This is a genomic window from Sporosarcina gallistercoris (genome assembly GCF_014836415.1).
GTDB lineage: Bacteria > Bacillota > Bacilli > Bacillales_A > Planococcaceae > Sporosarcina > Sporosarcina gallistercoris.
The window spans coordinates 274,140-297,556 of sequence record NZ_JACSQY010000001.1 but is presented as its reverse complement, the minus strand read 5'-3'; the positions used below and the strand labels follow the sequence as shown (position 1 = coordinate 297,556).

The 23,417-nt window shown below is 35.2% G+C and carries 11 protein-coding genes and 1 pseudogene; all 12 read left to right on the top strand.

What is annotated here, in order from left to right:
* Positions 1 to 457 precede the first annotated feature (457 nt).
* Positions 458 to 1,636 (top strand): autotransporter outer membrane beta-barrel domain-containing protein, encoded by a 1,179-nt coding sequence (locus H9659_RS01515; protein ID WP_125102818.1) that lies wholly within the window; start codon positions 458 to 460, stop codon positions 1,634 to 1,636.
* Between the two features lie 290 nt (positions 1,637 to 1,926).
* A complete protein-coding gene (locus H9659_RS01510; RefSeq protein WP_125102819.1) occupies positions 1,927 to 2,238 on the top strand; it encodes a hypothetical protein in 312 nt (103 codons plus the stop codon).
* 689 nt (positions 2,239 to 2,927) lie between these two features.
* On the top strand, positions 2,928 to 3,806 hold the full coding sequence (locus tag H9659_RS01505; protein WP_318240679.1) for a tyrosine-type recombinase/integrase: 879 nt from the start codon (positions 2,928 to 2,930) through the stop codon (positions 3,804 to 3,806).
* Between the two features lie 5 nt (positions 3,807 to 3,811).
* On the top strand, positions 3,812 to 4,645 hold the full coding sequence (xerA, locus tag H9659_RS01500; RefSeq protein ID WP_125102821.1) for a site-specific tyrosine recombinase/integron integrase: 834 nt from the start codon (positions 3,812 to 3,814) through the stop codon (positions 4,643 to 4,645).
* Positions 4,646 to 4,663: 18 nt separating this feature from the next.
* Positions 4,664 to 6,571 (top strand): tyrosine-type recombinase/integrase, encoded by a 1,908-nt coding sequence (locus H9659_RS01495; protein ID WP_191688137.1) that lies wholly within the window; start codon positions 4,664 to 4,666, stop codon positions 6,569 to 6,571.
* A gap of 16 nt (positions 6,572 to 6,587) precedes the next feature.
* A complete protein-coding gene (locus H9659_RS01490) occupies positions 6,588 to 7,421 on the top strand; it encodes a tyrosine-type recombinase/integrase (protein ID WP_039041492.1) in 834 nt (277 codons plus the stop codon).
* A gap of 291 nt (positions 7,422 to 7,712) precedes the next feature.
* Positions 7,713 to 7,859, top strand: a pseudogene (locus H9659_RS15715) (hypothetical protein); the annotation flags it as partial.
* Between the two features lie 739 nt (positions 7,860 to 8,598).
* Positions 8,599 to 13,512 (top strand): DNRLRE domain-containing protein, encoded by a 4,914-nt coding sequence (locus H9659_RS01480; protein ID WP_191688136.1) that lies wholly within the window; start codon positions 8,599 to 8,601, stop codon positions 13,510 to 13,512.
* Between the two features lie 1,819 nt (positions 13,513 to 15,331).
* The gene (locus tag H9659_RS01475) at positions 15,332 to 15,718 is read left to right on the top strand and encodes a hypothetical protein (RefSeq protein ID WP_156137870.1); all 387 of its coding nucleotides are present in this window, start codon (positions 15,332 to 15,334) and stop codon (positions 15,716 to 15,718) included.
* A 1,188-nt stretch (positions 15,719 to 16,906) separates the two neighbouring features.
* On the top strand, positions 16,907 to 17,215 hold the full coding sequence (locus H9659_RS01470) for a hypothetical protein (RefSeq protein ID WP_039041561.1): 309 nt from the start codon (positions 16,907 to 16,909) through the stop codon (positions 17,213 to 17,215).
* A 642-nt stretch (positions 17,216 to 17,857) separates the two neighbouring features.
* Positions 17,858 to 22,756 (top strand): DNRLRE domain-containing protein, encoded by a 4,899-nt coding sequence (locus H9659_RS01465; protein ID WP_039041560.1) that lies wholly within the window; start codon positions 17,858 to 17,860, stop codon positions 22,754 to 22,756.
* A 234-nt stretch (positions 22,757 to 22,990) separates the two neighbouring features.
* Complete coding sequence (locus tag H9659_RS01460; protein WP_039041559.1) at positions 22,991 to 23,383, top strand: hypothetical protein; 393 nt, start codon at positions 22,991 to 22,993, stop codon at positions 23,381 to 23,383.
* Positions 23,384 to 23,417: the final 34 nt, after the last annotated feature.

The following is a 23,417-nucleotide window of genomic DNA, read 5'->3' as shown; positions in this document are numbered from 1 at the left end:
TGTCAAAACCAGGGATGGACGTAGCGGAACGTTTGAAGTCTTAATAGGCTAGGTGATTCAGCGCCAGCGATCCTATTAAGACGGCAGCCGGTTCATAGTAGTGTGGATAGTTGACCGTTTGTACTTATAAGGTAACTTATAAGGAGGGTAAAACCAACAGGAGCGAAGGAACCTAGTCAGTGGTACGTATTCAAAAAGCTTATTTCCCTAAAAATGTAGCTTTCCAATAGAATAGTAGGGCCAATCACTTAGATGTGATTGGCCCATCTATTTGTAATTTATATAGGTATATTTTAACAGATTCAAAGGTATCATTAAAATCCAAGGGAATTGGCAGGAAATGAATGCAACTGTTGATGGCACGCCGTATGCGATGAAAGTCGCTTGTCCGGTGTAGGCCCTAATCGAAAGCTACTGGAATGTAGTATAAGAAGGGAATAGCTTAAATGCAAGTGCTTTGAATACGGCAGGAACGTATTCAGGTATCTATGAAGTTACAAGTAACTCAACATATGGACCAGCAACTTCGACAACTTTAAATGGTAATTTATATGTCAATTCTGATGCTACTTTAAAGAATCTAGTAATAAACGGAACTGTTTATGTGAATCCAGGTGCAAATGGGACGGTTACTTTAAATAACGTAACAGCTACTAATATTGTAGTTTTATCTGGTGCGACTAACAGTATTCATCTAAATAATGTTACTGCAGATAACCTGACTGTGAAAAATGATGATAGTGTTCGTATCGAATCAAATTCTGGCACAGCAATTGCAAACACAGTCGTTCAATCAGGTGCTATTTTAGATGCTAATGGTGGTTCATTCGGTACGATAGAATTAACACCGACATCCTCAGAATCGATTGAGTTGAGAGGTAACCTAACAGGAAGTGCAATTAATGTTACAAAGCCAAATGTTGTTCTTAATGTAGCAGCTGGTGCGGTGGTTGGAACATTAACAATTGATGCAGCTGCGACAGGCACAACTGTTGATAATGCAGGAACGATCTCAAATGTAACAGCTAATGCTCCTGTTGACGTAACAGGAAATGCTCCTACTACTTCAACAGGAAATGTTCAAACTGGACAAAGTGAGGAACTTAAAAATAAGACAGTCACTGGTATTGCTCTAAGCGGTGAGAAGCTCGCAATTACATTTAGTGACGATGTAGATACTACAAACATCACTAATGCTGAAAGCTTTTTAAATGAATATCTTCAGTTCCAGGTTACTCGCGTATACCGTGCTGATGGGGCTATTAAAAAAGATAATGGTACGCCTGCTACACAAGCAGAAGCAAAAGATCTTACAGCAAGTGAAGTCAAAACGGTTCTCGGTAAAGTGAAAGATACAACACCGGAATCAGGCTGGTCTACTGCAATTGATTGGAGTAAGGTGAAATTCAGCAATGATACTGACAAGAATGTTGTCTTGTTGACAGTTGAAAATGATTTAATCAGTGCATCAGATTTAATCGATCCTGCTAAGATCAACTCTGGTAATGCAAAAGACCCTTTAAAAGGATACAAAATCACTGTTTATAAAAAAGGTGATACATCTACTAGATACAAGTTGCAGTTGAATACTATTAATCCATTTGTAGTAACTACAACTAAATTTATTAAAGAATAACTGAATACGCGTGCCTGTGCACTTAATAACTCAGACACTAATCAGGAAACTTGATTGGTGAATGGATGAGTCCTCTAATCGAGTAATCGGTTAGAGGGCTTTATGTGCTGGACAGAAAATTGACATATTCAAGGGGATTTGATTCTCTTCACCGATGGTATTAACAACTTGTATCCCGAAAGAAGGATAAGCAATGGGAAGCTGCATATGTTTAACTTACCGGATAGATTTATGAGAAACATATAAAATTATTCATGCATCTTGAGTCTTTAATAAAAAGGAGAATGTAAATGGCTATTGAATTAACTATATATTTAACAATGCAAGGCAGAAAGAAACCAGTTAAGATGAAACAAGATTATCATGGTAACTTGGAAGAATTGTCAGTAGGCGGTAAAATAATGGTGAATGCAATTACATGGAATAAATTTGATGAAGAAGTAGCAGTTAAACTGTCTTGTGATATTACAAAAGTTGAAGACGATAATATTTATGTACAAGTAGATGAAAACGGTGAAAAAGACTATAAGGATGCGAGAGAATCTGGACAAGAAGTCGAAATAATAGATTTTGAGGAGTATAGAAAAAATAAGTGTAGATGAAATTAATAGATAATTTGTCGGAATGTGAATCTGTTAGCTCATAAGGTGAGTCAGGAGTTTAAATAAATATGGAAATCTGATGGGCCATCTACATTATCAAGGTGATTGAGCGAATCAAGATGTAAATGTTCTATGAAAGACAGAGATAAGATAGCATGTTATACTGGAACCATACCTAGTGTCATTGTGTCTTAGGTAAACTGGTGGTTGTATAACATCCGTTTCAAATGCGATTCGCACAATAGGTAAAAATAAACCAACCTTATACTTGCAGGCTCAGAGGCGGTTTATTTTTTTTGCCGGAAAACAGACACTATCTATGTATTGGTATGTTATTTTGCTGTTGGCTTGCTAACACCAGGATCCCTGTAGTTTGCCTCTATTTCGATACGTCTCCTTCTACATACAAAACCATATAACCTACGAGCCCTTTAACCAATCAGTTGGTTGAAGGGCTTTTTGCTATTCTTGCCTGACAACTGTTGCACAAGGAAAGCCTCCCTTGGAAAGAGCTTCTTATAACACCTCGAAAACCTCAATAAAAGCAATCATCCACAGTAAAGTGCATTCCTCATATATAAATCATTTAATAAAACTCACGTTAGTATAAATACCGAAATAATAGGTCATATTGATAGTAACGAAGATGGCGAGATGAAAAGAGGTGAAACAAACTGAGTGAAACGAAAATCTATTGGGAAAGTAGCGCTGGCCATTTACTAGAAGAAACACGACAAACATTAAATGAGTATTTACTCAGTCTGAAGTTAGCTGATAAGGCGGTAGCAACCATTGAGAAGTATCGAAGGATTATCGAAGCATTCTTTCAACAGTGTACGATTCCGTTAGAAGAGATTACGAGCGACGATGTGTTAACGTGGTTAACTACTATGTCGGAAGGAAAGAAACCGCGCACGATTGATTTGTATCTATCCGCCGTCTCTTCATTTTTCAGCTTTTGTTTAGAAGAAGAGTACATGGAAATCACGGTCGTGAAAAAACGGTGGCGACCTAAAATTCCTCACTCGTTGCCGAAGTACTTGGACGAATTTGAATATGCTCGTGTGAAAGTGAGTGCTGAACAGCTATCGATTCGAAATCGGGCCCTGTTGTTATTCCTGTTTTCCACGGGCTGCCGTGTCTCAGAAGTCGCTAGTTTACACGTTCAGGATATTGATTTTAACAAACGAAAAATGGATGTCACGGGGAAAGGACGAAAAATAAGACAGATTTATTTTTCTGAAGAATGTGGACTTGTCCTTCAAGACTATTTGGAAAGACGTTCAGCTAAACCCTCAGATCCGTTATTCATGAATAAATTTGGCAATGGTCTTCAAGTACAAGGGATTCGAAAAGTGTTGAAAAAAGTAGGTGGTGAAGCTGGACTCGTCCAATCCTTCCATCCGCATATGTGCCGGCATACATTTGCGACCAACATGCTCGCGAGAGGAGCCGATTTACAGTTCATCGCAGACGTGTTAGGACATGCGGACCTCAACATCACACGGATCTATGCACAAATCCCAACGGAAGAGATGCTGTTAACCTATCAAAATATTATGGGGTGAAAAACATGAATCAAGAAGTCATTAAACAGTTCTTTTTAGATAACCACAATCAATTTAGTCCAGAAACCGTTCGTGCGTACAAGTTAGCGCTCTCTCAATTCTTCAACGTGTGCGGAAAAAGCGTGGAAGAAGTAAAAGCGAGAGATATCCGGAACTGGTTAGAAGTCATGACGAATGATGGACTTCAACCACGTAGTATCCAACTTAAGCTCGTCGCGCTAAAATCCTTCTACCGTTATTGTATGGAAGAAAACAAAATTAATAAGAACCCGACTTTAAAAGTCGTTACACCGAAAAAGGTCGATTCTCTTCCTTACTACCTATCAAAGCGACAACTGGCCATGCTGCAGGAGCACACAAAGGACAATATAAGAGATCGTGCAATTATTGAAACATTGTATGCCACGGGGGTACGAGTAACTGAATTACTGAATATTAAACTGGAAGATATCAAATGGGAAACGAGACAGATAACGATTCGAAAAGGAAAAGGAAATAAAGGTCGAATTGTCCTCTTTAGTCATGCCTGTGCAGAGCGATTGGTACGGTATATCGAAATGAGGAAGTATGAGGGTGACTACCTATTTTCAAATAAAAGAGGACAACCCATCAGTCGAGACTTAGTTCAAACGAAGTTTCGCGAGTACTCAGGAGCCCTCGGTTTCAAAGTTAGCCCGCACACATTACGGCATACATTTGCGGCAAACTTAGCGGAAAAAGGAATGGATTTTACGTCTATTCAAGAATTAATGGGTCACTCCAATATCAATAGTACTAGAATCTATACGCGTTTAATGAACCCTGAACAGAAGAAAAAGTATGATCAATACCAACAGTAAGAAATAGGAGGTGTAGAGATGGCAGGACATTGGGAGGTGAATTGTAAAGGACTGGTGGAAGACACTCACATCGTCCTCAATTTATATTTAAAGAGCTTAAAAGATAAGGATCTTAGTAGGGATGCTGTGAGGCGCTACCGAACTACTTTACAATCCTTCTTCTTAGCTCACCGGGTTTCTTATAAATCGATTACTAGAGATGAAGTCGAGGCGTGGCTTACCCAACAACGAGCGCAAAAAAAAGAGCGAACGGTGAAAGATTATCTAAAAACACTGCGTGGTTTTTACAACTTTTGTGTCCAGGAAGGACATTTAGACAACTTTCCGCTCAATCCGAATTTACAGGAGATATCTACCCCAGATTATTACTGGGAATTGAAAACCAATCTCCCGAATCCAGACAATCAACTGATTGTGAATCAGTTCTTGCTTCATATGAAAACGCTAGGAAGAACTGAGCATACGATTGTGGCGTTGCGAACCTATTTACAAAGGATTTTCAAGGAAATCGATCAATCGCTTCGTCAGCTAACACTGGAAGAAATTGAACAAAGGGTGATAGATACGCATCAACAACGCAGCGAATCGGCGAGGAATGGGATGTGGAGTACACTTCGGTCTCTCTATGAGTATTGTTGGGAGAATGAAATTTTGGAAGACACACCGCTCCGTAATAAAAGGAAGTTTGCCGAAGCCACCGATCTCTACTGGGAAGTACAAGGTCGCTTCTCCATTAAGGAGAACAAGGACGTGATCAATGCGTTTTTATTGTATTTGAAGAATAAGAGGCGAACGAAAAAAACGATTGTTGAATATGGGATTGTGCTGCACCGATTTTTTGGTTCGAATCCTCTTCATTTTTCACAAGTGGATCGGAAGCAGATTGACGAATGGTTTTCTCTTCAAGATCCGGACTGGAGCATTCGAACCATCAACAACTACAAGCAGGTGCTACGTTCATTTTATTTCTTTTGTGTCCGTAAGGAGTATATGGCGAAATCGCCCATCGACTTATTCTGGGTGGAGAAAAATGCGTCAAAAAAGTACTGGGTGACGGATAAGGTGTTTCGTAACCCAACCAACAAGGAAGTCGTAAATGAGTACTTGCAGTCGATGAAAATTTCGAATATGAGTGAACTGACGATTATTCTCTATAAACGAGCGCTAGAAATATATTTTGTACGGAAAGAGGACGACTTTTCAACTGTTTCTTTTGATGAAATCTTGCAATGGGTCATCCACCAACAAAAAATCGTTCAAGCCACGACGGTGAACGGTCGGTTATCCATCCTCTCTTCTTTTTTCACGTTTTGTGTGGAGGAAGGCTACATGGAGTGTGTTCCCATCAAGAAGAGGTGGTATATGCGGGAACCCAGGCCGATACCTAGGTATCTCGAAAAAGGAGAGCTGGCTAAAGTACGCCAACATGCTGAAAAAGAACTCCTTCGGAATCGAATTATCGTAGAATTCCTTCTCTCGTCAGGATGTCGCATACGTGAACTCCATCTACTGGATAAAAAGGATGTGGACATAGATACACGAACTGCCCGCGTGATGGGCAAAGGAGGAAAAATCCGCGAGGTGCATTTTTCCGTAACGTGTGCACTCTTATTGGAACGGTATGGGGAGATGGAGGAGGTAAAGGAAGAAGAACATCCTGCCTTATTGGTGTCAAGAACAGGAACGAGGCTCGGCATGTCCCGGATGCGAAAAATCATTAATCAACTTGGGAAGTCTGCAGGAATCACAGGCTCGCTATACCCGCATCGCTTCCGTCACACATTTGCGACAGAGTTATTAACCAAAGGAGCTGAACTAGATTTTATCGCCGATGAACTTGGGCATGCGAACTTAGAAACGACGAAAATTTATGCACGTATTCCGAAATGGAAACTAATCCGTTTATATAGAAGGCATATGGGATAAGAAAGAGGGGAAAATCATGTCGATAGACACTATTGAGCAATTCCAAAAAGATTATCAGCTTCGATTGGCACCTCGCACCATCCGGGCTTACCAAAGTAACATTCTCCAATTTTTCGAACAGACGGGGATACCGTTTCAAGAGATCACCCGAAAGGATATTCGAAACTGGTTGATGTGGTTAGAGGAACAAGGGTACACACCCACGACCATCTACACGAAGTTAATCGGGGTCAAAACCTATTTTAAGTATTGTTTGGAGGAAGGCTGGATTGCCACCAATCCCGCAGCACGTATCCCGTACCCGAAACTCCCTGACAAAGTGCCAATTTACTTGACGAAACCTGAACTCACACAACTTCGTGCCTGTGTCCAACATAGTTTGTTGGAACGCGCCATCGTCGAAATGTTTGTCTCGACAGGGATACGAATGGGTGAGTTAGTCGCAATGAAAAAAGAAGACATCAATGAAACAGATCGAAGTATTCATATCCCGGATGGCAAAGGGAACCAAGGGCGAATCGTATTGATTAGTCTTGAAAGCCTTCAGTATGTTCAAGCATACTTAGCGAGTCGGACCGATGAATTGCCGTATGTATTCGTTAATCACAACGCAACCAAGCGAATACGCCATCAAAAGATCAATGCGAACTTCCAAGTCTATTCCGAACAGTTGGGGTTTCATGTACATCCACACATGCTGCGGCATACATTTGCAGCACACCTTGCCCAAAAAGGGATGCCAGGCGAAGCGATTCAACAGTTGCTTGGGCATCAAAGGCCAGCGACCACTCAACTGTACGCCCGATTGTTTAACCACGCCCGAAAAGAAATGTATGACAAATGGATGTAACCTGGCGATGCAAACAGGGGTACATCCATTCTGGTTCCTACACCCTCATTCTTCGTCCCCTTCATTCGTACATATTGATAAACTTTCTGCAACAGTAGCAGTATAAGTAGTTAGCCTATATGTTGAAGCGATTACTAAATTGATCGCTTCTGATAATACAGCTACAGAGAGCGGAATTGCAGTAGATGTGGCTCTTGCTACCAATGATACTTTGACAATTGATGTACCTGTAGCAAGTAATGCTAAGGACGGCTGGGCGTGCGGATGATGAGCAAATAAACAGTTGACCGTTTCGAAGATGAATTAGCTATTCTTTTAGATCGGGAAAATGAAGAGAAACAACTCCTTGTATTAAAAGAGCATTTGTCTTCTGAAAGTAGAGAAGGAGATATAATCCAATTATCTTATCACGAAAAACAGATGAGATTGACAACATAGAAATCTTTAAAGTAGATACTCAATCAGTGAAGCAAAAAGCTGAGCAATTACTATAGAAACTACTAGACATTAATAAATGAAAAGAGGGGGCAGATGACACCTCGCTTTCATTTCCTACATTCTGCCGACCAATTTAAAAATTCAAGTCATTTCAAAGTAATTTGCAATATGCTTTGAATAGCGCTAAATCGGCGTTGCACTTTAAATCTATCAAACACATACATTATTACCTTAATAAGTTAAGGGTCATTGGTTCTAGCCTAGTAGGAATCATTGGATGCTAAACCCTATGAAATATCGTTGGAATAACGACTTCTCTCAAAGAACAGACCTATTAGGCAGGATTCCTAGTGTCTATTATTCTATATCAAAGTTCCCGATTAGTGGTCAATTTTTTAATAAATTCCAGCGAAATCTTTAAAATATCGATCGATTTTCAAATGCCTTTTTATATGATCTACGAATAAATATTAGGGGTTTTTATGTTCCGATTGCCCAATTTTTTTGCACTTTTATATTTACAAGGGCTCATCTAAGGAAGTTCTTTTCTCATCTCTAAAGGTATGGGACACCTGCTCTCAATTAAGAAACTGCGCTACGCTATATTACTTATTTAACAGGTGAATTACTACCATTATTTTCCCTTATTGTTTATTTAAAAAAACATAGTAAATTATTTAGCTAAAAGGTATAATCTTCTCTGGGATAAAAAAATATATATTCCAGAAAGGAATAAGTTATGAGAAATAAGAATTTATTTAAGAAATGGCTTATATGTTTAATTATAATTTCGTTAATAGTTACATATATTCCGTTTACCAATTTTGTAGTACATGCTGAAGTTCAAGTTCAGCAACCAGAAGAAAGTAATCAAATTGACAGTTCAGAAAGAGAGGATATAAAGAGTTTAAGAACAGAAAATTCTAAAACATTTATAAATGATGATGGAAGTTACACCTCGAAAATTGCTCAAGAATCTATCCACTTCAAGAACGAAAAAGAGGAGTGGGAAGAAATCGACAATACGTTGACAGAAAGTTTAGATAATAAAACGTATGAAAACAAGGCTAACGAATTTTCTGTTAATGTAAACAAGTCATTCAATAAAGAGGGTGAAAATGTAAGTGTACAAGATGGAGATAAGATGTTCAATCTTGGATTAGAACCCATTAACGGTGTTAATAAGAAGACCTCACTTCGTTCATTCGCACCCGATACTCCTTCCGAAGGAGTTGTCAAAGAAGAAACAATAACATATCCAAATGTGTATAGTCACATAGATATCCGTTATTCCATTGGATCGGATCGTATTAAAGAAGATATTATCTATAAAGAAAAGCCTACAGGTGGATTCCCTGACAAATTCATATACAAAATGAATTTAGAAGGCCTGGATGCAGTAAAAGAAAATGATATGATCTTTTTAATCGACCCACAGACCAAAGAAAAATTATATTATGTTGATGCTCCATATATGTACGATTCATATGTTCCCGAAGGATTTACGGTCACTGAAGGGTTTACCTCTACACCAGAGGAAGCAGTGTCATACGATATCAAACTAGATATTGAAAAAGAAAACGGTGAAATATATTTACAAATAATACCTAATAAAGAATGGTTAGAAAATGAAGATCGAATTTATCCCATCACAATAGACCCTACTATTGTAAGACTTCAATCGAAACCATATGCAATTGATACTAATATACGTAGTGCTTTGCCGACCACAACTGGCGGAAATGATTTAGAATTGGGTACTGGGAAATCCTCTAATAATGTTATTCGTAGTTTAATGAAGTTTGATGTTTCATCAATTCCAACAGCATCTATTATTCTTTCTTCAAGTCTAAACCTTTGGTATACATCAACTAATAATAACGCACCGATTGATGTTGGCATGTACAAAGTAAAAAAAGAATGGGCTGAAGATGAAGCATCATGGACGTATGCAAAACGTATTCCTTCTACACCGTGGGCTTCTAGTGGAGGTGACTATGTTACAAGTAACAAATTATCTACTGTAACAGGGATTGGTGCTCCTAATACAATCGATAGTGATATGAAAAAGTGGGATATTCCAATTCATGTTGTGCAAGAATGGTTAACTTATCCTTCTCTTAATTATGGTGTGCTTTTAAAAAGCGAGAATGAAACATTGGGGTATTATAAGAAGTATGCAAGTAGTGAGCAAGTAATCGCCGCTAAATATAAACCAATGCTGACTGTAACATATAAAACGAATGCTCGTTTAGGTTTAGAGGATTATTGGTTGTATGATTCTCACCCATTAGTGGGCGGTACTAGTTATACAAATTTAACGACGAGTAATAACGTTATTCAATATGAAGATTTTACTGTTCTGGGTCGAGCAGATTCTGGCTTAACTTTTAGAAGAACATATAATAGTAAAAGCTTGGAAAAATCAGCTTTAGGATATGGGTGGAGTTTTACTGGGAATGAAAAAATTCATTTAAACATCAAAAATACGGCTAACATTTTAAATTATCAAGATGAAGATGGTACAAATCATGAGTTTATTTATAATGGATCCACTGCCACTTATAACCCACCAGCAGGCAGGTATGAGACAATAAAAAAATCCGGTTCTGATATATATACAATGTATGATACTAATGGAAATCAAACCATATTTAAAGTACTTGAGACCTCTAGTGATACTGATGTAAAAGTTGCTTATATTCAGACACAGATTGATAGAAATAATAATAAAGTCCATTATGAATATAATGGAAAAAATCAGTTGCGATATATTAAAACTGATTTAGGAAAAGAACTCAACAAATTTATTGAACTAAAGTACGACAGCAAGGATCTTCTATACGAAGTTAATTACGATAATGACAAAGTAATAACTTTCACTTATACGGCAAATGACTTGTTAGAATATGTAGATGTATTAAAAAATAGAATTGGTGAAACAACAAGGACTACTTTTAAGTACAAAGATCAATTACTTGCAACAATAATTGATCCAAACACTAGAAAAACAGATTACACATATAAAAATGGCGATATAGTTAAAGTTCAGGAACCTCAAACGGACAACGAAATCCATTCAGCAGATCGTCCAGGAACGAGCTATACATTAAATAGAGCTGAAAAAAAAGCAACTGTAACGGATGCTGAAGAAAACACAACTACTTACTATTCAAATGATAATTATGTCGTAGAGAAATCGATTAATTCTTCAGGTGAAAAAGAAGAAGTTACATTAGATGCAAATTACAATTTATTATTTAGATATGGGTATGATAAGAATAACAATAAAGTCGTCAAAGAATCGAATAAATATGATTCTTTGGGGAACTTACTAGAAACTGTAGATGCTGAAGGTAACAAAAATAGCTATATCTATACAACATTCAATAATATAAGTAGAGAAACAGATTCCAATGGAAAGGTCACTAATTATAAGTATGATGCAAAAGGAAATGTAATAAAGGCTGAAATTGATGACAATAATGCTGCAAATCAAAAACTAACTACCATCTATGAATATGATGCTAATGGAGATTTGTCAAAAGTTGTGAATCCGGATAATACCGCAGAAAAGTTTGAAAACTATTATGCTGATGGTATAAAAACTGAACAGCTAATTGATGCTCATAACAATATCAGCACTTCAAAAAGAGATTTCAACGGAAATCTACTTGAATTTTCAGATGGGAATAGACAAAAAACAAAATTCACCTATAACTTAGGAGATGAATTAGAGTTAGTAACGGATGCTAATGAAAATGATACAAAGTATCAATATGATAAAAATGGTAACCTACAATCTGTTAGGAATGTGAAAAATTACACTACTGAATATGGTTATAATGGAAAAAATCTCTTAGAGTTTGAAAAAAATGCAATAAATCAAAGAAGAGAATATAAGTATGATGGTAATGGTAATTTGGTTAATACTTTATTGCCAAATGGTTCTAATGTTACAAATCAATATGATGAGTCACAAAGATTGCAGGCTCTATTAATTAATGATCAAGTGAAATGGCGATATGATTATAAAGATAATCACACAGATATATATGAAGGAGATGCTATATTAAAATCTATCGATTATTACGATAACGGTTTGGTACAATCAATTAGAGAAGGAATTGATTATACCAATTATAAGTATCTTGGAGATAATTATATTTCGGAGATACAATATAATGTTTCTGGAAAATGGAATACATTAAATTACATCCCAGATGATGTGTATAGAACAAAAGAGATTAAAAAAAACGGCACATCATTTGTTAATTTTGGTTATACTCCGGATGGTTTTTTAGAATCCACTAATTTTAATAACGATCCAATTGACAATAGCCATAATAGCTCTATAACTAGAGAATATAATAAGACTCGTTTAGATAAAGAAATCCTTAAATCTAATTATTCAACTGTTCTTGAAAACTTCACCTATCAATATGATGCTAATAATCAAATAAAGAGAATTGTAACTAATTCGGGTGAAACTCTTTATAATTATGATCCATTGAATCAATTAAAAAGTGAACAATTAGAAGATGGAACCCTGATATCATATGAATATGATTCTGTAGGTAATCGGGTAGCGAAGACAATTGTTTCCTTAGGCGTAAACGAAATGACTGAATACAAATATAATTCTGCTAATCAATTAACAAAAGTAGGAAATCAAGATTATACGCATGATCTAAATGGGAATTTAATAGCAGATGGAAAGTACACATATACATTTGATGATTTAAACCAACTTAAAGAAATTAAAGAAGGTTCAACAATCATTGCAACGTATGGCTATGATGAACAAGGAAGACGGAATTATACGAATGATCGTAATGGAAAAACTCATTATTATTACGAAGGAAACAACGTTGTTTATGAGAGAGATGCTCAATTTAATATCCTAAAAGAATATACCTATGATGATAACGATGTTCCGTTAACCATGACTTATCAGGGCAAAGATTATTATTATTTGACTAACTATAGAGGTGATGTTCTTGGTTTAGTTGATGATAATGGTAGTGTAGTGGCCGAGTACAGTTATGATGCATGGGGGAATATACTTTCACAAAGTGGGGCAATGGCAACGATAAATCCTTACCGATACGCAGGATACCAATATGATGATGGTACAAAACTTTATTATTTAATGGCAAGATACTATAATCCTGATAATGGTGTATTTTTATCGCGTGATCCAGTGAGAGGGGATTTGAGCGAACCTATTACTTTAAATGGTTATAATTATTCTAATAATAATCCAGTAATGAATGTTGACCCAGATGGAACATGGGCAATTAGAACAGATATATTGGCAAATATTATTGACTCATTAATAATACTAATCCCTGCTGGATTCGCAGTAAGAGGATATATGAAAGCCTTAAAGTTAGCTCCAAGATCATACAGGGTTCAAGGAGTGAAAATGGTTGGAACGGCTGTGGTGCAAACTGAAAAGAGATTAAGTAGAATGGGCATAAAGTTTAAAATAGGAACTGTTGTAGTATTAGGTGTTCAGGCAGTATTAATGACCTGGATGGATACTTCATTTGGAAAATTATTAGTTAAGGGATTATCGAGATTTTTCGTCACATATAAAAAGAAAATAAATGGGAAAACTTACACATATATACAGAATAAAAGAAAATAATAAATGAGGATGCATATGAACAATATGACTTTCGGATTCGATTTTTTGTTGTTAATCTCTAGCGTTTGGTTAGCGCTGTTTTACTTTATACATTTTAATCCAATAATATATTTTGTAATACAAATAATTATAATGACAGGTTTTATAAGATTCGCCAAGACTACGGGCTACAAAATATTGACAGTATTATTACAAATACTTCAAGTTATATTCGTTATAACTATAATTAAAGAGATAATTATTCTCTTCATATAGAAAACAATATGTCTATATGTCTCGAATAACCTGGAAATAAGAAGTCAGAGTGCAAATTATTTTTGCTCTCTGGCTTTTTACATTAAAACCTTGACTAATAGGAAATCAAAGTTATGAAACAATACCCTTTCAAAAAGCTGAAAGATATAGATAACTAAAAAAATTATATAATAGTGTGTAAGCAAAAATTCTCATATCAATATCCAAATGAAGAAAATTTAAATTTATTTATAGAAAAGATGATAGACGTATCTAAATAAACTTGTTTATAAAGTGAAAATTTTGATTTTAATTAAGAATCTTTTTTTACAAGAAAAAGAAGAGGGGGCGGTTGCCTCCTCTTTTAATGTACAGTACTCAAGTTTGATATTGGTAGTTTGACTTCGATTAAATAAGTTTAAATTTATTAAATAGGTGTACATTTGGTATACAAACAAGCACTATCTACTGATGCATAACGTTTCGCATATGTCATCCGACGCAAATAGGTTCCGTTATAACAAGTTTAAATCAAACGATAAACACGTAAAAACCTTTTAAAATAGTGGTTTACTAATTTTTTGTTTATTTAGAAATTTGATAAAAAAGACAAAAATAAAATAATTAAACACATACACTAAACAAATACTACGTATTCACTTTGTTGGTCCAGAAGAGAATTTATTATTCCTTTTCAAAATTACCGCTACCTGTGCATCAAATTAATGCGGATGTTTTATTAATAACAATCGTGAGTGGCACAGCAACAGGCAAGATATAAAAGGGAAATGCTATTTGTACTTTCCAAAATAAACAAGCATTTAATCATTTTCAATCGTTAGAGAAGACTGATAGCGGCACTTGTTTTTGACGATCCAAGACATATTAGATTGCAAGGTAGCAGCTAATTTTAAATAACCTAACCGGAAGCATAACGACTGGTGTAAAAAAGTCACGATGCATTTGGCGGATGAAGCGTCGCATATTAAAGTCGGTGAACGTGGGTATTGGAACACCAAAGTAACAACTGAAGATGTTCGTCTAGGCATTGAACAGACCACGTACAGCGTAACTAAGTGTTTGCCTCCGTAATAACAAACAGACTTCTAAGTTATATAGATATACAAAAAATATATACGATTTGCAGAAGTAAAATGCTGAAAGTATTAGGAGTTGTCTTATCAGTTATTGTTATTGCATTAGCGGGTTATGCCCTATATGTTTTTCGTCTTAGGCATTTTAATATTAAGTGCGGTGGTTAGGGAACTAAAAGCAAAACGTACAACATTTGCAGTAGCTTCTATACTTGGGTCAGCTTTTATATGATTTGTCGCCATCTACACTTTTCAAACTATCGAGGGCTTTAGTTGAAGATCATCGAGTTGCTATTGCAGCTCATTTTTCTTATTGAAATAACGGTCAGGTTAGTTAAATGAAAGAAAATCTAAACAGTAGAAAATATACTATCTAGATTCTCTAAGATGGAACCATTTTAATGAAAATACGTAAATATAATTAAAAAGACAATATGGGGATGTGAAAAATGTTTTATATTATGCTGATAATAGGAGCTTTGTCAATTCTAATGGCAGTATTTATATTTGGTTTTATGTATGTTGAAAAGGACTTTACATTACCAAATGTAGTCAAGGCCACTGGCGCCCTTCTATTTGGTGTTTTCCTTTTAGTAATTACTCTGCCAAGTCTAAAATACATACTACTAAAGGAATATGATGTTGTTAGAGGGGAATGCACCATCGAATTAACTTCCTCAGGACGTTTTAAAGAATCAAACTTCGAAATGCTTGATTCAGGTGATTTATTTACTTTTAACCATATTCCTGCACTTGACGCTTATGGAGATTCAATCCCGTATTATTGTGAGGTGACAGTTACAAAAGACCATCAGTTTGAAATTGATTATAAAATTTATGATGTCAATTCGCGAGAGCTTATATTAACAAGTGAATAGCCTATGTTTGCAGCTGATAATAATAAAATAATGAAATTTGAATAAACTACTTTAAGAGAATATATCGTTTGCTACCTTTGTGAACCAATAACTGAATTAGAGTCAGAAAACGAACAAAACTTCTAATTTTATTCCGTTAAGTCTTTATTCAGCTAAACGATTTTTCACTAACTTGGGATATGGTGGGATTCAAGGTTTTTTAGAGGCAAAGCCAATGCCAATGCGCTTAGAATTGATGTTACAGTAGCTTTCTAATAAATTTGAACATGATAATATACCCCAAAGCATCGTCTGCCAATCCAGACAATGCTTTGGGGTATAATTTTGTTGGTTATGGACACCATACATGTATATCTTCTAGAAGGGGATAGGAGTAATTCACTATTTCTAAGGATTTCTAATCATTATTTCGCTCCTGTTAGGCTAAGAATGATACCCCGAATATTCTTCATTTTAATTTGAAATCTCTTCTGTCAACATGCAGGCACTAACGGATATGGGTACCGGCATCAATACCCAATGCTCGTGTTCACCCCTTGTGATTACACAATTCATCCTAATTCATCGACGTTACGAGACATTCCTAGAGGTATCATTTTTCTATCCCATTTTTTGGATTCGCCTACTAATGTTAGTGGGTTTTTAATACTATTCACTTTCATTTCTCTCTTCAGGTTCTTTATCCATTTTCTTCAATACCTCTCGTTGTTCATCCTGCGAAAGGTTGGTATAGAGCACTGTGGTTTCTATCGTACTATGCCCGAGCTGATCACGAAGACCTACTTTAACGTGATTTTTAAGAAATCGAAAAACGCTCCAATCCCTTGATACTTAAGGGATTGGAGCGTTTTTTGTGGTTAGCATAACGAACGGAAAAGGCGACTAACGCTACTACTATACTATACTGGGAAGTGAAAGGACGGTTTTCTGTTGAGGAGAACAAGGACGTAATCAATAATTTTTTATTGTATCTGAAGAATTAGGAAGCGAACGAAAAAAACGATTGAAGAATATGGAATTTTCCTACACCGTTATTTTGAGGCGAATCCTGTCAATTTTACACAAGTAGATCGAAAGCAGATTGACGAATGCTTTTCCCTGCAAGATCCCTATAGGAGCATTCGAACCATCAACAACTACAAGCAGGTGTTACGTTCATTTTCTTTCTTTTGTGTCCGGAAGGAGTATATGGCGAAACCGCCCATCGACTTATTCTGGGTTGAGAAAAATGCGTCAAAAAAGTACTGGGTGATGGATAAGACTTTTAGTAAACCAACCAACAAGGAAGTCGTGAATGAGTACTTCCAGTCTATGGAAATTTCGGATATGAGTGAACTGACGATCCTTCATTATAAACACACGCTAGAAACGTATTTTGTACGAAAAGAGGAAGACTTTTCAACGATTTCGTTTGATGAAATCTTGCAATGGTTCATTCAACAACAAAAAGGTGGCGTTGACAAGGCAAATGATATTTATAGAGAATCGGATTATTAAGAGTGGCTAAGGCTACTCTTTTTTTATTTGGCCAGAGGGGAAAATAACATACATCACACCCATATTTTGAACTTCACTGAAGACATAATGAATGCTATATCACATCCTAGAAAAAAACATAATCTAAGACTAGCAAGCTTGTGTATTTTAAATGGACTTATGTACTTTTAACTTACCAGCTAACACTGTATAGCAAAAAAATAGGCTTACTAGCAACAGTAATTGCTGAGGATCTCTTGATGAAATAGACAAAAACGATTATATTTACCCATTCTTATAGTATGTAAAACATTTTATACTATCAAAGTTAGATAAAGGGAGGAGAACTTTTAGGAATTGTAGCAATGTTTTTATCTATGCCAATCTGTAGCCCCAAAACGGAAATTAGAATATACCGTTATTTTTGTATTAATTTGGACATCTGAAAAGGTGGAAACAATATTTTATCTATTTAAAAAATTGTCTTACTAAATATCAATAATGTGACATAGTACGATTCTACTGAAAAAATAGTGATCTTATAAGTAATAAATCATCACTAGAATGCATTTGAAGTTTAGGGAAGCTCGAAAAATAGAGGAGTTGGTACAATTAAATTTGATTAATAAAATACTAAGTATAAATTAGGAAGGAAAAAATATTATGAGAAAAAAATTAAAAAAACGAGGTCATAAGTGGCTTTCTAGTCTTATAGTTTTGGCTATGCTTATGTCTTATGCTCCTTTTTCAGAGTTTGCTTTTGCTTATGGAGAAACAAATTCAGAAGACAATTATCAAACAAAATTAAAAGATAAACAAAGCAAGAAGGAAGTAATAGAAAAAAGGACAGAAAACTCTAAAACATTCTTGAATGCTGATGGCACTTATACTGCACAAATCTCTCAAATTCCACTTCACTTCAAAAACGGAAAAAATGAATGGGAAGAAATCAATAACGAGTTAGTAACTGATTCCTCAAAAAATGTTTATCAAAATAAAGCCAATGCGTTTACAGTTGAATTTGATCAAAAACAAACCCCCGATACTCCTTATATTCAAATTAAGGAAGAGCAACATTTAGCAGAACTCCAACTTGAGCCATTGGAACATACAAAAGAAGAACCTGCTTCTGTTAAAGGAATAGTTGCGGAAGATTCTATTACTTATCCAGACGTGTATAAAAATATTGATATTAAATACACAGTAGGGGCAGACCGTATCAAGGAAGATATTATCTATAATGAGAAGCCACAAAAAGGTTTCCCCGAAAGATTCACTTATAAAATGAACTTAGAAGGAATGGTTGTCAAAGAAGTCGGTGACACTTTATATCTCTATTCTAAGGATACCAATGAGCAACTTTATTATTTTGAAGCACCATACATGTATGATTCTTATATTCCTAAAGAATTTAAAGAAGCTACAGAGATTGAATCCATTCCAGAAGAATCTATTTCCTATAATGTAGAATTAAAACATGAAATAATTAATAATGAATTGTTTCTCTACTTAATACCTAACAAGGAGTGGCTAGAGGAACCTAATCGGTCATACCCTATTACTATTGATCCGACTATTGTAAGACTTCAATCCACACCTTATGTAGAAGATACTAATTTACGAAGTGGATTCTCGACACAAACAGGAGGAAATGATCTAGAACTGGGTGGAGGGACATCCAGTAATAATACCTTACGTTCGCTTTTAAAATTTGACTTATCAAGCATTCCAAAATCTACCACCATTTTGTCGTCGAGCTTGAATCTTTGGTTTTCATCCACAAATAACAGCGCTCCTATCGATATAAGCCTTTTTAAGTTAACGACAGATTGGGAAGAGAATCAAGCATCATGGACGTATTCTAAAACTATTCCCTCTACTGCTTGGACAAACAAAGGCGGGGACTATGTAACAAGCAACAAGTTATCTACTGTTAGAAACTTGACGTCCCCAAGCAGCCTAGATAACGAAATGAAAAAGTGGGATTTTCCAATTCATATTATTCAAGAGTGGAAGAATAAACCTGAAACAAACTTTGGTTTCCTGTTGAAAAGTGATAATGAAGCCACAAATATCTACAAGAAATTCGTGGCCAGTGAAAATACTGTTAATCAAAAGTATAAACCATTATTAGTGATTACTTATCGTACAAACGCACGTTTAGGGCTAGAAGAATATTGGCCTTATACCTCCTATCCTCTCATCGGAGGGACGAGCTATTCAAATTTAACCACTGGAAATAATATCATTCAATATAATGATTTTTCTATCATGGGACGTGGAGAATTCAATTTTTCTTTTGCGAGAACGTATAACAGCAAATCATCTGAACAATCTGTAATGGGTCGAGGTTGGACTTTTACCGGTAATGAAAAATTGTTCTTAAACATTAAAGGAACTGCAAATATTATTAATTACCAAGATGAAGATGGAACAGACCACGAATTTAATTATGATGGACCTACAGCAACCTATTATTCAGGACCTGGAAGATATGAGTCCATTAAAAAGACAGGAACAGACTTCTATACATTAAAAGACACAGATGGAATAGAAACTTTTTTTAAAATTCGCGAATCAAATCAGGATACAGTTGTAAAAATAGCTTATATTGAAAATCAAATAGATCGGCATGGAAATAAAATTAATTATGGATATGATTCCAGTAATCGCTTGATAACTATTAGTACAGATTTAGGAAATAATTTGAATAAGCTCTTACGATTCACATATAATTCTGACGGATATATAGAAACTGCTACCTATGAAGGAATCAAATTTACGTATATGTATAATTCCGATGGAACCGTTAAGAACGTAGATGAGTTAAAAGACATTACTACAGGTACATCAATTAAAAGCAGTTTCGAGTATGAAGACGGGATGATATCCGCAGTTATTGACCCAAATGGACGGAGAACTGATTATAACTACGAAAATGGTTTCTTAGTGAAAGTCCAGGAGCCACAAGAGATTAACGGTGTAAAAGACCCTCTTGACAGACCAGGAACAGAGTATTCATTAGATACAAAAAATAAGATAGCTAAAGTAAAAGACCCAAACGGTTATCAGACTACTTATTATACCAATGACAACTATGTGGTAGAACGTAAAGTAGACGATGCTGGATTAGAAACTATATATACATTAAATGCCAATTACGATGTTCTCACAGAAAAAAAAGCTGGGTTATTGACTAAAAACACATACGATACTAACGGAAACTTGTTATCTACAACAGATCCAGAAGGAAATATTCAAAGATTCAAGTATACAACATACAATAATATTGAAGTTGAAATTGACTCAAACAATAAGACTATCACTCGCACATATTACAAAAACGGAGATTTGAAAACCCTTGAAATCACAGATGCTATCGCTGATAATGGCAGACTCATAACTACATATAACTATAATGTATACGGTGATTTAGAATCAGTGATTTATCCGAACGGAACAAAGGATACAATATTAATTGACTACGTTAGTTCGATAAAAACAACGAAAAGTACGGATGATTTTGGAAGTACTTCAATTCTTAAAACAGATTTAAAAGGAAACTTACTGCAGACAAAAAACGGACCAAAAGAACCTTTTTCTTATTCCTATAATTTAAGAGGCGAAATAGAAAAAGTCATTGATCCAATGTTTGGGGAAACGGGTTATCAATATGATAGTAATGGAAATATCAGAAATATAATTAATGCAAAGAATTTTGTAACTAAGTATGAGTATAACGGCCAGAATTTGCTTACAAAAGAAACTAATTCCATTAATAAAATAACAAATTACAAATATGATGCAAACAGCAACCTAATAGAAGTAATTCTGCCAAATAACCAAATAATCAGAAGTTCATACGATAACCTAAATCGAATAACTAATATATATTCTAATGGGATTCCAAGTTGGAAATACTCATATGAGGGAGATCGACTTTCTTCTATTTATCGAGGAACTACAATATCAAAACAATTTTTATATTACGATAATGATTCGATTAAATCTATTCAAGAAGGAAATAACTTGTTAGAATACAGTTATCTTGGGGATGAATACAACTCTCAGTTAAAGTATACTGTTGGGTCAAATCCTTCAACGACACTTGAATTTATTCCAGATGATGTTTATAGAACGAAGGAATTGAAAAGAAATAATTCTACAGCGGCTTCTTTTCAATATAACCAGGACGGATCCCCTAAAATGATTTCGTACCCTAACGGTAGCTCTATTTCTATGGGTTATGACCGTAATCGTTTAATAAATTACACTATTAAAAATAACGATGGAAATACCGTAGATACTTATATATACGAGTATGATGAAATTCATTCAATAAAAAAAATTCACTCCAATGCAGGTACCACTATTTATGATTACGATGAGCAAAATCAACTTATATCGGAGCAACTAACCAATGGAACAGTAATATCTTATAAGTATGATAAAGCAGGAAATAGAGAGACAAAACAAACAACGAAAAATGGTACTACCACAACAGTTGTTTATAATTACAATGCTGATAATCAGATTATAAAAGCAGAAGACCAAGAGTATCAATATGACGAGATTGGTAATCTGAAATGGGATGGTAAAAGATCTTATCGGTTTAACAATTTTAATGAATTAGAAGAGATTAAAGATTTAAGTGGAAAAACAATTGCAACTTACACATATGACGAAGAAGGAAAAAGAATTAGCAGTAATACTGCAGATGGCCAAATTTATTATATTTATGATGGTGATAAGGTCCTTTATGAAACAGATGGAAATAATCAATTATTAAGAGAATATATGTATGATGATAATGGAAACCCTCTAACAATGAGTTACAAAGGTCAAACCTATTATTATCTTTTCAATCAACATGGTGATGTTATAGCCTTGACTGATAAAAGTGGAGCTGTCGTCGCGTCTTATACGTATGATGCTTGGGGGAATATTCTATCACAAAACGGGATTATGGCTACCATAAATCCTTATCGTTATTCAGGATATCGTTTTGATGAAGGTACAAATCTCTATTATTTGGTGGCCAGATACTATAATTCGGATACAGGTTCGTTTTTGTCTCGAGACCCTGTACAGGGAGATCTCCAAAACCCGGTTACATTAAATGGATACAACTATGCAGATAATAACCCAGTGATGTTGTCGGATTCTGACGGTGAAAATCCTCTCATTATCGTTCTTATTTATGTAGGTGGTAGACAAGTAGTAAAGAAGGTTGCAAAGTCACTGCTAAAAAAATCTATGAAAGATGCAACGAAAGCTTTAAAAAACCAAATGAAAAAGAAATCATTAGGTAGAGGTTCAACTGGAAGGACCACTCCTAACAACCTAGAAGAACAGTTAGCAATGAAAGAAATACTCTCAAATCCTTTAAAAGGCGCAAAAGAAGTCGTTGGTAAGAAAAAGATGAATGATAAGAGATGGCCAGGTTCTGAGGGATGGGTCAAAATGCAAAGGACTATAAAAACAGGGAAAAAAGGAACTATAAATATTCACTTTAATTACAATATAAAAACAGGGAAATTTGATGACTTTAAGTTTAAGTAGAATTCATCTGGAAAAGAAAAAAGCTCTCTTGGTATCGAGCCGAGTGTCAAATCGCTAAACATAATAGGAGTGACTTCTTCAGAAGCTTCCCATTCACCCACCATTTAGGCGTGGTGGGTGTGTTTCGCGATATCTATTCCAATGACGAGTGTTTGCGCAGCAAATTGATTAATCTTGACTAAGATTTGAATCCTTTTACGGATACATCGACACTTATAGAAAGAGGTATTGTATATGAAAGTTAAATGCATATCTATTGAAGGGTATATGTTTAGCCCTGAAAAAGTAGAAGAGGGTGTTAGATTAAAAACAACTTATAATGAGATAGAAGTTGGCAAAATATATAATGTTTGTGGGATAGTACTTTATGAAAATGGACTGAGATATTTACTATATGATGATTATGATATGGCTTATTGGTATCCCTCAGAACTATTTGAAGTTATTGATAAAAATGTACCTAAACAGTGGTACTTTGATTTTTATGGAGATAATGAGGAGGCTATATCTGCCATTTGGGGTTACAATGAGTTGATATTCTCTAAAACACATTTTGATGGATTAAGTGAACAAAACTCGGAGGATATTCAAATTCTTTTAACAAGAAAAAGTGAAATGTATGGCTAATTTTTAAGATAAATTAACTTGCAACAAACCTACT

Bases quoted from the DNA above. Each gene is read 5' to 3' on its own strand.
- H9659_RS01510 (WP_125102819.1), top strand. From the start codon at position 1,927: ATGGCTATTGAATTAACTATATATTTAACAATGCAAGGCAGAAAGAAA.
- xerA (WP_125102821.1), top strand. From the start codon at position 3,812: ATGAATCAAGAAGTCATTAAACAGTTCTTTTTAGATAACCACAATCAA.
- H9659_RS01495 (WP_191688137.1), top strand. From the start codon at position 4,664: ATGGCAGGACATTGGGAGGTGAATTGTAAAGGACTGGTGGAAGACACT.
- H9659_RS01490 (WP_039041492.1), top strand. From the start codon at position 6,588: ATGTCGATAGACACTATTGAGCAATTCCAAAAAGATTATCAGCTTCGA.
- H9659_RS01480 (WP_191688136.1), top strand. From the start codon at position 8,599: ATGAGAAATAAGAATTTATTTAAGAAATGGCTTATATGTTTAATTATA.
- H9659_RS01475 (WP_156137870.1), top strand. From the start codon at position 15,332: ATGGCAGTATTTATATTTGGTTTTATGTATGTTGAAAAGGACTTTACA.
- H9659_RS01470 (WP_039041561.1), top strand. From the start codon at position 16,907: ATGGCGAAACCGCCCATCGACTTATTCTGGGTTGAGAAAAATGCGTCA.
- H9659_RS01465 (WP_039041560.1), top strand. From the start codon at position 17,858: ATGAGAAAAAAATTAAAAAAACGAGGTCATAAGTGGCTTTCTAGTCTT.
- H9659_RS01460 (WP_039041559.1), top strand. From the start codon at position 22,991: ATGAAAGTTAAATGCATATCTATTGAAGGGTATATGTTTAGCCCTGAA.